Consider the following 12,839-nt stretch of genomic DNA (forward strand, 5'->3'; position numbering starts at 1 on the left):
CACCGCGCAAAGGATGATGTCTCGCGGAAAACGGTGATGCTTGAATGGTGATTGACGCGCCATGATCGACCTCAAAAAGCAAGAAAGTTGTTAAATAGCGCCGCTAATGCAACAGTCCCCTTCAAGGAGCTCATCGGACATGACCCCACCGCGCCAAATGTCGTCATCATGTCCGTGGTCGTCGATCCTGCAGAGCAGGGCAAAGGTCATTCGCGGGCGTTAACAGACGAATTCGTCGGACAAATGCGACGGAAGGGTAAGCAGAGGATCCACCTGATGTGCAAAGACCACCACGTGCCGCTTTATGAGAAGTTCGGTTATGAATACTCGAAGCCTTCTGCATCTGAACACGGCGGCATGACGTGGCATGAGATGGTCATGACGTTGTAGGCCCCAATGCCGGTCGCGAACTGGAGCAGAAATTGGCTCGAACCCATTCAAAGTCTGCTACGTCCCACGATGTGTGAGTTCGATGAAGCGTCGAGTTGGCGCTTGCAGCGAATGTCTGGTTCGACGGGCCGCACCGCAGCATCTTGATCGTCAGTTGAATGACAGGAATGGGCCGCCATTGCAGACTGTGCGAATGATCCAGGTCCGGTTGTCGCAGAGCATCAGCGCTCACGGCCTACGTGACTATCGCAGCCGCCCGGCCAGCCAAAGACAGCGGACAGACATGGTTGTGTTCGCTCATATCAAGGGGCAATCCCGTCTGAGCCTTGGCAGCTACGACCGCCCACGAATGACCTAGAGTTGACAGAGTTCGGTCTGAGCATCGTCCATCGCCGCGTTGGTCGGTTGATGCGTGAGAACGGCATACGGGTCGAAAGGTCGAAGAAATACAAGGTGACCACAGATCGCAACCACGCCCTCAACTTCGCGCCAAAACTGCTGAACCGGGACTTTGCAGCGGACGAGCCCAACCGGAAATTGACGGGCGACATCAGCTTAGTGTGGACGCGAGAAGGTTGGCTGTATCTCGCTGTGATCTTGGATTTGCATTCCCGCCGTTTGATCGGCTGGGCGGTCAGCAATCGGATGAAGCGAGACCTCGCGATCCGAGCGTTACAAATGGCCGTGGCGCTCCGCCAGCCTCCCGAGGGCTGCATCCATCATGCGGATCGCGGCAGCCAATATTGCTCCCACGACTATCAGAAGCTTCTGCGCCAGCACGGTTTCTAGGTATCGATGAGCGGTAAGGGCAACGGCTATGACAACTCCGCTGCCGAGACCTTCTCCACGGCCATCAAAGCCAAGCTGATCCATGGCGGGTTTTGATCTTACTGAAAATACTAAGATTTTAGTGATTTAGGTGGCGGTGAACGGGTGTTGTCAGAGCCCCGGATGCGCCCATATTAACCATAAATTAACGATTTGAACGCTAATTCGACAGCGGGGATGGCAGCCATCAATCATGATCGAAAACAGGCAATTTTCAGGTTTCGATCATTTGGAACGGTCGCGAATTTCGGGCAGTCCCCAGCCCGTTTCTGCCGTGAAACCGGCGTCACGATCCGATTGAGGAACAGAAATTGAAAAGTAAGAATCCCCTTTTTGCAAGCGCCTCGGCGCTTCTCATTGCGATGTCCGGTTTTACAGCCCCGCTTGCCGCGCAAGAGGAGGCACTGGTTGAGCTGAACGTCGCCTCTACCTTCTCCTCAGCCATGCCCATTTTGGGCAATACAACGGGGCAACTGGCTGAAAACGTCGCGAAAATGTCGAACGGAACGCTTATTCTAGTCGCACATGAACCCAACGGCCTTGTCCCCGCCTCCGAGACTGTCGTTGCCGTCTCCGATGGCCGCGTGGATGCAGCATGGGCTGGCGCCGGATGGTTTTCCGGGCGTGACAGTGCGTTCAATATGTTTTCAAGCGTGCCATTCGGTCCGGATATGGGCGAATATCTGGCCTGGATGTATCACGGTGGTGGCCTTGAGTTGTCGCGCGAACTTTTTGCTGAACATGGGGTCCATAATCTTCCCTGTGGCATGATCCCACCCGAAGCCTCCGGCTGGTTCAGTAAGGAAATCAACACGGTCGAAGATCTCGAAGGGTTGCGTATGCGCTTCTTTGGCCTTGGCGCACGGATCATGCAGCAGTTCGGTGTTGAAACCAGCCAGAATGCCCCCGGCGACATCCTTGCCGAGATTCAGAATGGCAATCTGGACGCGACTGAATTTTCCCTGCCTGCCATGGATCAACGTCTCGGGTTTCAGAATGAGCTCAAATATTACTATTTTCCGGGCTGGCACCAGCAGGCCACTTTGTTTGATCTCTACTTTTCGATCGACACATGGGAGAGCCTGTCGTCGTCTCACCAGACGATACTGACAACGGCCTGTGGGGACCAGATCCGCAGCATGATCGCAGAGGGTGAGGCCAAACAATGGGAAGCGATGCAGCAAATGCAAGCGGAGGGGGTTGAACTCCGTCGCTGGCCTGCGGCGACCCTCGTCGCGTTCGAAGATGCATGGCTTGAAATCGTGGCCGAGGAACGTGCGCAGAACCCTAATTTCGAACGGGTTTGGGAGTCCTATTCGTCCTTCCGCGAAAACTATGAAATCTGGAAGCACTTCAGCTTCTTGTAACGCCGTTCAATCGGGCTTTGGCAATGCAGGAACCAGAAGAGTCGGCCAATGCCGAAACGGCAAAGGAAACGAGAAGCATCAGGACCACCTTGGCTCTGTTGTTTCTCATGTTCCTTGGGCTTGTCGCAGGGTCAACTCTTCTGAATATGCATCAAATCTCGACGATCGGTTCGGCAACCGGAGAGTTGCAGTCGATCGCACTTCCCCGGTCCCAGATTGTCGGGGAAATCGAGCTCGCCCTGACGTCCCATACCTTGCTGGCAAAGCAGCGCTCGCAAACCACGGATTTCCGCCGACTTGCTGGCATTATCGAACAAATGGAGCAGGAAGAGGCGCAATTTCGTGCGAAGCTGAACGAATTGCGCCCCTATCTGGTAACCGAAGAAGAGCATAATATCCTGACCGGGATTTCGGCGTGTTTCAACGTTTACCTGACATTCCTCGCGGGGGTTCAGACCCTCCTGGAGCAAGGGCAATTGGCCCGTGCGCAGGTAAGTCTGGAAGGGGATACCCAAGCCGCGATTGATGCTGTGTTCATCGAGCTGGCCCACCTGATCGAGTTGAGCCATCAGGAAGTCGATACGATGAGTGCGGCCGTGGTTGATGCGCAAACGCTGGCCCGCAGGTTGTCTGCCTTTGCGGTGGTTGCGGGGGTTGTGGCAGCGACTGTTGCGCTGATTTGGTCATCACGCCATGTCAGCCGTCCTTTGCTTGAAATCAGTGCGGCCATGCGCCTTTTGATCGAAGGCAAGGATGAAATACAAATCCCGGATCAGGCCCACCGTCTGGATGAAATCGGGGTATTGGCCCGTGCGGCAACAGCGTTCCGCGCAACCATGCTAGCCACCCGTGATATCGCCGCCGACCTTGAAAGCGAACGCAGCCGGCTGAGCGCCACGATACACAACATGCCGCTGGGCCTGTGTATGTTCGACAAAGACGGGGAGCTTATCGTCTGGAATGCCGCCTTCGAAGAAATCTGGCGGTTTGATGCCAATACCCTTTCGACCGGAACCCAAAAGAAGATCGTTGGGCAGATGATCGAGGAACAATGCGATGCATCGACGTCGGGATTTGTCAGCACCGGCCTGAGTGAGGGCCTCGCCAACTACAAATCTGATTCCAGTATTCTGACGACGCGCGATGGGCGTAAGGTTTCGGTCACGTTCCAACCCTCGGCTGCGGGTTTGATCCAGATTTGCGAAGATGTGAGTGAGCGGATCGAGCAAGAAGAACAGATTCGCTTCTTAGCGCACAAGGATCCGTTGACGGGGCTGGCGAACCGGAGGGCGTTTGAAACAGCTATCGAAACCGCTCTGCAGCATGATAGTGTTGACGACCAGCTTGCTGTTCTCATCATCGATCTGGATCGTTTTAAACATATTAACGACACCCTTGGTCACCCGATCGGGGATCAATTGCTTAAGGCGGTGTCAAAGCGGCTGAACGGGCTTTTGACCGAGGATGATTTTGCCACACGCCTTGGGGGGGACGAATTTGCCGTGATCCAATCGGGCGGCAACCAGCCGGCAGCAGCCAAGGTGCTTGGCTTTCGGATCAATAAGGAGCTGGCCACCCCCTTTGAGATTGAGGGCCACCGCATCCAGATCGGGGGCAGCATCGGCGTGGCGATCTACCCTGAACACGGCACCTGTGCCGATGAACTTCAGCGGAATGCCGATCTGGCGCTTTATGGTGCCAAGGGGGCAGGCCGTGGCCGATGTCAGATTTTTGATGTGTCCATGAAACGTCAGCAAAAAGAGTTGCACGAGCTGGAACAGGCGCTGCGCACCGCCGTGCGAACTAGGGCGTTGCACATGGTGTATCAACCGTTGTTTGACCTTACGACAGGCCAAGTCTGTGGTGCTGAAGCTTTGGCGCGGTGGGATGACCCAGATCGCGGGCCGATCCCGCCGTCAAGGTTTATCCCGCTGGCCGAAGAGTTACACGTGATCCGCTCGATCAGCGCCGCCATGTTGCCGTCGGCCTTTCGCGCGGCGCAATCATGGCCTGATCACGTCTATCTGAGCATCAACCTCTCGCCGCAGCAGATCCACGAGGGCGACATCAAAGCGGAGCTGTTGCAGGCATTGGCACGCGAAGGGTTGAGCCCGGATCGAATTGAAGTAGAAATCACCGAAGGTGTTTTGTTGCGCGACAGCAGCAAGACATTGGAAACACTATCTTCCTTGCGGGCGGAGGGAATGTCGATCGCCCTGGATGATTTCGGTACCGGCTATTCCTCTTTGCAGTATTTGCGCACCTTCCCCTTTGATCGGGTGAAGATCGACGGAAGCTTCATGAAAGACATCGACACAGATGACCGCGCGGCGGACATCATCGATGCCGTCACCTCTCTGTGTAAAACATTCAACATTGCCGTAACGGCGGAGGGGATTGAAACTCAAAGCCAGTTGGAATTCGCCCGAAAGGTTGGGTGCGCCATCGGGCAGGGGTATTTCCTTGGGCGGCCAGCGCGAGCGACGGATATGGCTGAGTGGTTCAATCGCCCCAAAGTCATCAGCGCATAGGCGAACCTTTTTTAGGGGAAACAACGCTAGCGCTGTGTGCGATGGTTTTCGATCAGCCAAGCAGCCCCATTTTGCAGCGTTTCGGCGTTTAGGGCGGCCAAGACGCTTGTGTTTATGCGTTCCAGATCAAACTCGGCCAGGGTTGCGCGATACGGGCGTTCGGCCCGGGCAAAGGCGTCCGCGATGCCGCAGGCAGCTTTGCATTTGGGACTGTTGCAATAGCGGCGCATTTAGCAACCTTCTAGCTTTTTGAGGTCGATCATTGCGCAACAACCTAATTTGGAGTGACCATTCAGCCATGAAGCGGCTCCTGAGTTGCCGCCAGAGCTTCCGCTCCCTGCGAACAGCCAAAGCGACGCTCAGCGGCATCGAAACCATCAGAAACATCAAGCACGGCCACAACCATCACAAGCAACAAGGTGTTCTGGGGGAGGTCCAGTTCATCAGCGAACTTTTCGTGGCCGCTTGATCCAGCGCAAAAACCTGTACTATCGATCAGCGCCTATCAATTAATGCAACAGTCCCGTTGGTTTCATGCATGGCTTCATTACGCTGGAGCCAAATACCGAGACTATATACATATGTTCGGATAATTATGATCCAAGCTGCGATTCAGGCGTTCGTTGGGACGATCCAACAATCGGGATTGATTGGGGCTTAGGTCAAGATCAGCCCATTTTGAGCGAGAAAGATGCAGCAGCGCCCTGCCCAAGCCAGATTGCTTCTCCATTTTTGCACACGGAGTGAAAGTTGTTGGCAGATCCGTCATGCTCCATTTAGGAGGCTCCTGGATTTATTGATGCATCGTCGCCTTTAGGCTTTCCCGCCAGTAAGATTGCATTCGCAGCGAATGTCCGGAATGCGGAGTGCCTCCGCAGCATCGAGGGAGCAGTCCGGATGTCAGCTCTGGGCCGTTCCTGCTTCCTCAAACAAACACAAAATCATTGTTCGAGATGTCAGACAGATCAACGTCCTCCAAGATTAAGGTACTGTTGTTCCAGGCGACTTGAACATCGTTTCCATTTACGGTTGAGATCGTAAGGTCTGCAAACGTCACTCCGGCCATCTCGATCTTGTCCTTACCAACGGTGAAGTCGGTGATGATATCGTCTCCAAGATCGGTGACATCGGCAAAAACAAACGTATCACTGTCAACACCACCGGTCATGACGTCGTTTCCGTCGTCAGCACCGCCGATGATCCGATCGTCGCCATGGCCGCCATCAAGCACATCGTTTCCGAACCCACCGTCAAGCGTGTCTCCGCCGAGGCGACCGTAGAGCGTATCATTGCCCCAACGCCCGAAGAGCGTGTCGTGACCGGCAAGGCCATCGATGACATTCGTCCCGGTACCGCCCGTCAGGTGGTCTGCTGTTTCACTCCCATTGAGGTTCTCAATACCAGTCAATGTATCGCCAGCGGCTTCTCCGCCTACTCCGATCACCGAGGCTTGGGACAGGTCAATAGTCACACCGTCAGCCGACTCACTGTAGTCAGCTGTGTCGATGCCATCGCCACCATTGATTGCATCTGCGCCACGACCACCGACAAGGAAATCATTGCCAGTATCAGCACCGCCGTAGAGGAAGTCATCGCCAATCCCAGCGTGCAAGTAGTCGTTGCCGTTGCCGCCGCTCAGCGTGTCATTGCCTAATTGACCATAGAGCGTGTCTTCTCCTTCGCGGCCGTTGAGGACGTCGTCACCATCGCGCCCTTCAAGAACATTGACGTCTACGTTGCCCATAAAGTCGTCGCTGTAGTCTGTGCCTTTCAGGCTTTCGATACTCGTCAGCGTATCGCCATTTGCATGGCCACCTGACGCCGTGATCGTCGTCGCGGAAAGATCAATCGTGACGCCCGCAAGTGAGCCTGCATAGTCCACGGTATCAAGGCCAAGCCCACCGCTGATTACGTCGCCACCACCAAGACCCCATAGCGTGTTGTCGCCGTCAGTCCCGATCAGGGTATCCGCGAATGCTGAGCCTTCCGCGCTCTCGATGTCCTGCAAGACATCACCAGTCGCATGGCCGCCTGAAGCTGTGTTGGTTGTGAGATTGATGCTGACCGCCGCGTTGGAACTCGCGTAACTGACGGTATCATTGCCATTGCCACCAATAATCGTGTCGGCTGCAGCGTCGCCTGATAGCCAGTCTGCGCCGTCGCCGCCGTGGAGTGTGTCGATACCGTTGCCACCAAAGAGAGCATCCTGGCCATCTGACCCGAATAGGTCGTCCGCACCGCCACGTCCATAGAACGTGTTGGCGTTGTCATCACCGGAGAGGTCGTCGTCCTGAGCAGATCCGAGGAGAGTCTCTACATTTACGATACGATCTCCCTCAGCAGCACCCGTCAAGCCGTGAATCCCATCAGCAGCACCCAGATCAATACGTACAGACAATCCAACATCAGAGTAGTCGAGTGTATCGATGCCCGTTCCGCCGTTGAGTGAATCAGCGCCGGTACCACCGATCAGTACGTCGTTTCCGGCTGCCGCCAGGATTGTGTCCTCGTCCGCTCCGCCGTCCAAAATGTCATCGAAGCCGCCGCCGTAGAGTTCATCGGCGCCTGCACCGCCATAAACAGTGTCCTGACCGGCTCCAGTGCCAAGTGCTGTTCCAAAGAAACTGTCGTTGCCGTCACCCAGCTGGACAAAGTCGTCTCCTGCGCCGCCCCAGGCCCGATCATGACCTTCGCCCGCGTAGATCGTGTCACCTCCGGCACCACCTGTTAGAATATCGTGGCCATTGCGTCCGCTGATTGTGTCGTCACCATCACCGCCCTCAAGCACGTTATCGCTGTCGTCACCGCGCAAGACATCGTCATGCTCCGACCCGAAGAGACCCTCAATGTTAGTCAGAATGTCGCCCGTGGCGTGACCACCAGATGCCGTGTTGTTCAATAGATCGACATTGATGCCAGCGCTGGATCCCTGGTAGTTCGCGCTATCGAGCACTCCGCCACCGCCATCCAATACATCAGCCCCTTCGCCACCATTCAGGATGTCACGACCATTGCCACCATAAAGAAAGTCGGCACCATCGTTGCCAAACACGACGTCGTCATCATTGTCGCCATAGACTGTGTCAGAGTCATACCCGCCGTCCAAGTGATCGGCTCCATTGCCCCCGAAGAGCGTGTCGTCGCCCAGATTGCCAAAGACACGATCTGCTCCAGCGCCACCATGGACGGTATCCGTTCCATTCCCGCCATGCAGTCGATCGACTCCCGTTCCACCGAAAAGTCTGTCAATTCCTTCGTGTCCTTCGATCAGGTCATGACCATCCTGACCATAGATCCAGTCAGTGCCTCCACCGCCTCCCAGCGCGTCGTCGCCTGAGCCACCATGGATGGTGTCACCCCCTATGCCGCCATTGACCAAATCACTGCCAGATCCAGCGGCGATGGTATCTTGCCCGTCTCCACCAAAGACATTGTCGCTTCCTGACCCGCCAGCTATGTCGTCCTGTCCATCCCCGCCATGAAGGTTGTCGCCCCCGGTTCCACCCACAACAGAGTCATTCCCAGCACCCGGCATCACTGTGTCCGAACCAAAGCCTGCGTTGATCGCGTTGCCATCGCCATCGCCCGAGATGTGATCTGCACCTGAAAAACCAAACAGCGTACCACTTGTGCTCCACGGGTCATCGCCGACGTTCGCTAAGTCATCACCCATGGTTGCATAGTTCTGGCGCACATAGTCGGTAGAATCCAATTCGTCATCAGTCGACAATACCACCGACGACCCGTCAGAGAACTCGACAGTCTCAATGTCAATGAGATCAAGTACAATTGTCCCCGATGCAATCGAATGGACCAATTGCCACTGATTTCCAGACACATGATCGAATTCGATGTTGGAGGAGTTTGCGCGGTTCAGGATCAAAGTATCGTTGCCCTTACCGCCGCGCAGAATGCTCCAACCTTGATTGGCGAAGCCAACGTCATCTGCCGAGCGCACCATTTCAAAGACATCGTCGCCGTCACCGCCAAAAAGCGCGTCATCGCCGCGCCAGTAGCCAATGGTGTCATTTCCCTTGCCGCCATAGACAACATCATCACCTGAACCCCCGTGCATGCTGTCATGACCGTCATCGCCGTTGAGATAGTCGTCACCTTCACGGCCAGCAATCACATCGAGGCCACCGCCGCCCATGACCAGATCGTCGCCTGTCTCGGCTACAACCGTGTCATCGTTGTCGCCTGCCGTAACGATGTCATCGCCCACACCGGCCCAGATTTTGTCAGCGCCACTTCCGCCGAAGATGTTGTCCGTGCCGTTGCCGCCGAAGATTGAATCTGCACCGGCGCCGCCATCTAGGTGGTCATTGCCGTTGCCGCCTTTGATAGTATCCGCGCCATCCCCACCGTAGAGAGGTGTGTCGTAGGTCAGGCCGGTGGCATCCAGCGTATCCGCCCCTTCGTTGCCGTAGGCCGCCTCAACCCGGTGTTCTGCGAGGTCAATTGTAACCCCGCTTGTGCCGTCTACGATGATCGTGTCGATCCCATTACCCCCGTCGATCAGATCGCGCAAGCGGCCATTCGAACCAATCTGACCGCCGAAGTCAGCAGCATTCACGATCAATGTGTCATTGCCATCCCGAGCTTTGATCTTGTCGACACCGCTTCCCCCGGAAAGCACGTCGTCGCCGTGACCACCCAGAACAATGTCGTCACCGCCACGACCGTCAATCTCCACCGCGAGGGTATGGCCAGTCGCGTCCAAGGTGTTCGCGTCGGCGTCGCCAATCGCACCGTCGACCATATCAGTCGTGAGGTTATAGTTTTCGAAAGACTTTCCTGCGAGTTCGGCGATGCGGATCCTACCGCCAGCTTCATAAACAATGTCGTAGCCGAAGGCCGTGTCGACGCGGCGGAAGCCGTGTTTGTCGTGATCAAGAGATAGATCAATTACTCTATCAAACGAACTGACGCCATCTATGGTTAGGAAAGAATACCCCTTTATCTGAGCGCCAATCAAATGAACATCGTTGAACGGATTATTGAAATCGATTTCAATATACCCGCTCGGAACTACTTCAGACGAACCATCAATCTCGAAATGAGACAAGCCGATATTTTCAATTCCGAATTCACCTAAGTGAAAAATCTCACCCTCTTCCGATATGCCGTTGCCGTTGAGATCCCTCCAAACACGTAATTCAGCCCAAACAGAATCGCTTTCATCAATTACGCCATCACCGTTAGAGTCAAATTCGCGCTTTAAGGCTTGTAGATCCGTGTCACCCTCCTGTCCCCAGAAGGAAAACGCCAATTCTCGTGTCTGGTCTATCTGACCATCACCAATCCCCCTTGACCCATCCGAATTTAGATCAATAACCAAGAAACCATCATTCGGGCTAATCCAACTTGTTCTTTCCCGGAAGCCATCATCATCGACATCAAACCAAGCGTTTGAACCGCTTATTATTCCAATTCCATCACCATCTAGATCCAAGACCACAGGCTGAATACTGCCGGGCCGTGGCCTTGGAGGAATAGATGGTCCAGCTTCATACTCCTCGTCATCATCATCAACGTCCCCATCGCCATCTGAATCCCAACCCTCCGATATCCAACGACCATCATTGCTTACTGAAATGACGGTGATGGTAGAGCTGGTTCCATCATCGTTATCCCCAGTTACGAACTCAACATCGACGACATTTTCGATTTCGCTGACGTTAGCAGTATGAATCTTACCATCGTCTCCATACCTAAAAACAGTTCCTTGGTGTTCAACTCCCTCTGTCAGCATTGCCTCCAGCGACTCGCCAACAAGTGTAGGATTGTACCAATAATTATGCTTCGCCATATAGATGGCCAAAGCATCAGCCAGCATTAAACTCTCTATAACACCAAGCCCAGAAGCTTGGGCCTGGAAATCAAAGGCTGCTTGCGCTAAATCAGCAGCTCCCGATGCTTCCTTGATAGCTTCGGTAACGGCACTCTCAAAAGTCGGTGCATTGACCATGTTCACATAGACCATGATCTCAACTAGTTTTGAGGAGATTTCCCTCGCAACCGCTAATTTATCTGCGGATTCTGACAAAGAGTCGACTAACTCGTTGTATTCATCTTCTTTCTTCTCCAACACAGCATTTACTGTGATGTCATACCAAACGCCGTCGGTTGCCTTCATTCCATCGGCGGGCCCACGCGAGCTTCCGGACAGGGCTCCTTGCTCCACAAATCCAACTTCTGCTTGCGAGGTCAATCGGTTACGAGCCGCTTGTTCAGGCGTTCTTATCGCAATATCGATATGCTTGTTCTTGTTAAATGTGACTTCCACTTCCACAATATCACCCCTTCAAACAACGGACGAATAATTCAGATTTCAAGACTTCTTCGGGTGCGATATCTGGAAAATCCAACCTAGCAAAACACGTTAACGCAACAAGTCCGCGAATTGGCATGAGTTCTTCATTTCGTTCAACTGCCGCCACCAGATGTTTTGGAAATAAAATTTTGTCTCCACCCACCTTTGAAGAAATGTCGTAAATAAAAAAATTTGAATATGCCGCACGACGAAAATTGCCACCTTCGGAATCAAGCAAAGAAAGGGTGGAGAGCGAAAGATAAGTTGCGGCTTCAAAGGACCATTCACTTCGCGGATTCAAATATTCGGTAACTGGAGCAAGATAGTCATACCTTGGCCGGAAGGTCCCCTCAAGCTCGGTACTGAGCTCGATACCATAACCGCCTCTAATCAAAAGCGACATTGCTGCAGCATCGCAAGGCGCGACATCAGACGACCAATCCACATTATCTTGAACGAGATCGATTGCGGCTAGACACGCTGGCTCGTCATTTTCTTGAGTGAGTACTGGCGTGGGGAGGCAAATTGCGCTCCCAAAACAAGTAAAGAAAATTACGGCCAAAGGTTGCTCGAATAGTTTTCTCAATTTCATAGTGCATCCGTACTAGACAAGATCGAATTTTACCAAAGTTGGTTCCTACATTGCAAAAGCCAACGAGGAGTAGAAATCAAGAAACTTGACGACCCACAACCCGAAAATACACTCACTCTTCATTTGGCGAGGAGATTTTTCATGCGTTCGTACGAAGCCGCGCGCGGCCTGTTCAGCTTTCTTGCCTACTGCGCCTGGGTGCTCATTATCATCTGTGGATTGCTCGCATTCGTGGCGGCTCAGCGGTCGCGGAGGGTAGTTTCGTCCGGCAGGGCGGTCCCATTCGAGTCTTCCTTGCCGCCATGCCCCGCCACATGTTGGCCTGAATCGGTGTCTTTGCTCTCACCTTTGTCGCCACCTCAAGGCAGCCGCCCCAAATCCTGCGCCAGCTTCACACAGGCTTCGATTTCTTCAGCTGCAATAACAAACCGTCCCAACTGCCCACCTTCGAACGCCAGCCATGCATCAGTTTGAGGCTCTGCTGTCATAGACATCTCTTGCGCCAGTTCGAGCAGCGCCTCGTTGCGTTTAGCGCGGTCCGCAGGTGTGCTCATCAGCGCCTCGAACCGATCTGGTTGGAAGGTGATAGTGAAGCGGTGCAGGGTAGGGGCCTTGTCCGGGTCATTAGTATCCGTGAAATCCTGCACCCTGACCGGCAGGGTCTCGCTGAGATCTCCATCTTCACCGATCTCAGACGGGACTGTTGCATTAGCGGCGCTATTTAACAACTTTCTTGCTTTTTGAGGTCGATCATGGCGCGTCAATCACCATTCAAGCATCACCGTTTTCCGCGAGACATCATCCTTTGCGCGGTG

At 54.1% G+C, this 12,839-nt stretch carries 8 protein-coding genes and 2 pseudogenes; 6 read left to right on the plus strand and 4 right to left on the minus strand.

Translation table 11 applies throughout. The annotated features are described in order from the left end of the window. Positions 1 to 51 precede the first annotated feature (51 nt). From AB3Y40_RS20310 to AB3Y40_RS20325, 4 genes and pseudogenes are all read left to right on the plus strand, one after another. Positions 52 to 390 carry a GNAT family N-acetyltransferase gene (locus tag AB3Y40_RS20310; RefSeq protein ID WP_369440719.1) on the plus strand — a complete coding sequence of 113 codons (339 nt, stop codon included), beginning with the start codon at positions 52 to 54 and terminating at the stop codon, positions 388 to 390. A gap of 220 nt (positions 391 to 610) precedes the next feature. Continuing rightward, positions 611 to 1,260 (plus strand): annotated as a pseudogene (locus AB3Y40_RS20315) (IS3 family transposase); the annotation flags it as partial. Positions 1,261 to 1,580: 320 nt separating this feature from the next. Continuing rightward, positions 1,581 to 2,585 (plus strand): TRAP transporter substrate-binding protein, encoded by a 1,005-nt coding sequence (locus AB3Y40_RS20320; RefSeq protein ID WP_369440720.1) that lies wholly within the window; start codon positions 1,581 to 1,583, stop codon positions 2,583 to 2,585. An 89-nt stretch (positions 2,586 to 2,674) separates the two neighbouring features. Further along, on the plus strand, positions 2,675 to 5,116 hold the full coding sequence (locus AB3Y40_RS20325) for an EAL domain-containing protein (RefSeq protein ID WP_459554017.1): 2,442 nt from the start codon (positions 2,675 to 2,677) through the stop codon (positions 5,114 to 5,116). A 26-nt stretch (positions 5,117 to 5,142) separates the two neighbouring features. Here AB3Y40_RS20325 and AB3Y40_RS20330 read toward each other — a convergent pair whose 3' ends face one another. Beyond that, positions 5,143 to 5,346, minus strand: coding sequence for a hypothetical protein (locus tag AB3Y40_RS20330; protein WP_369440722.1), 204 nt, complete (start codon positions 5,344 to 5,346; stop codon positions 5,143 to 5,145). 26 nt (positions 5,347 to 5,372) lie between these two features. Here AB3Y40_RS20330 and AB3Y40_RS20335 point away from each other — a divergent pair. Then, positions 5,373 to 5,585 (plus strand): annotated as a pseudogene (locus tag AB3Y40_RS20335) (DDE-type integrase/transposase/recombinase); the annotation flags it as partial. A 65-nt stretch (positions 5,586 to 5,650) separates the two neighbouring features. Then, on the plus strand, positions 5,651 to 5,863 hold the full coding sequence (locus AB3Y40_RS20340) for a dTDP-4-dehydrorhamnose 3,5-epimerase family protein (RefSeq protein ID WP_369440724.1): 213 nt from the start codon (positions 5,651 to 5,653) through the stop codon (positions 5,861 to 5,863). A gap of 178 nt (positions 5,864 to 6,041) precedes the next feature. Here AB3Y40_RS20340 and AB3Y40_RS20345 read toward each other — a convergent pair whose 3' ends face one another. The 3 genes from AB3Y40_RS20345 to AB3Y40_RS20355 form a co-directional block, all read right to left on the minus strand. Further along, positions 6,042 to 11,411, minus strand: coding sequence for a beta strand repeat-containing protein (locus AB3Y40_RS20345; RefSeq protein WP_369440725.1), 5,370 nt, complete (start codon positions 11,409 to 11,411; stop codon positions 6,042 to 6,044). A 4-nt stretch (positions 11,412 to 11,415) separates the two neighbouring features. Then, complete coding sequence (locus AB3Y40_RS20350) at positions 11,416 to 12,024, minus strand: hypothetical protein (protein WP_369440726.1); 609 nt, start codon at positions 12,022 to 12,024, stop codon at positions 11,416 to 11,418. A gap of 359 nt (positions 12,025 to 12,383) precedes the next feature. Further along, positions 12,384 to 12,788: a hypothetical protein gene (locus tag AB3Y40_RS20355; protein WP_369440727.1), complete on the minus strand. Its 405-nt coding sequence runs from the start codon at positions 12,786 to 12,788 to the stop codon at positions 12,384 to 12,386. Positions 12,789 to 12,839: the final 51 nt, after the last annotated feature.

It is taken from the genome of Yoonia sp. R2331 (assembly GCF_041103235.1).
Taxonomy (GTDB): domain Bacteria; phylum Pseudomonadota; class Alphaproteobacteria; order Rhodobacterales; family Rhodobacteraceae; genus CANMYO01.

Excerpts from the sequence above, each read along its gene's own strand:
- AB3Y40_RS20350 (WP_369440726.1), bottom strand. The coding sequence starts at position 12,024 with ATGAAATTGAGAAAACTATTCGAGCAACCTTTGGCCGTAATTTTCTTT.
- AB3Y40_RS20340 (WP_369440724.1), top strand. The coding sequence starts at position 5,651 with ATGCATGGCTTCATTACGCTGGAGCCAAATACCGAGACTATATACATA.
- AB3Y40_RS20330 (WP_369440722.1), bottom strand. The coding sequence starts at position 5,346 with ATGCGCCGCTATTGCAACAGTCCCAAATGCAAAGCTGCCTGCGGCATC.
- AB3Y40_RS20320 (WP_369440720.1), top strand. The coding sequence starts at position 1,581 with ATGTCCGGTTTTACAGCCCCGCTTGCCGCGCAAGAGGAGGCACTGGTT.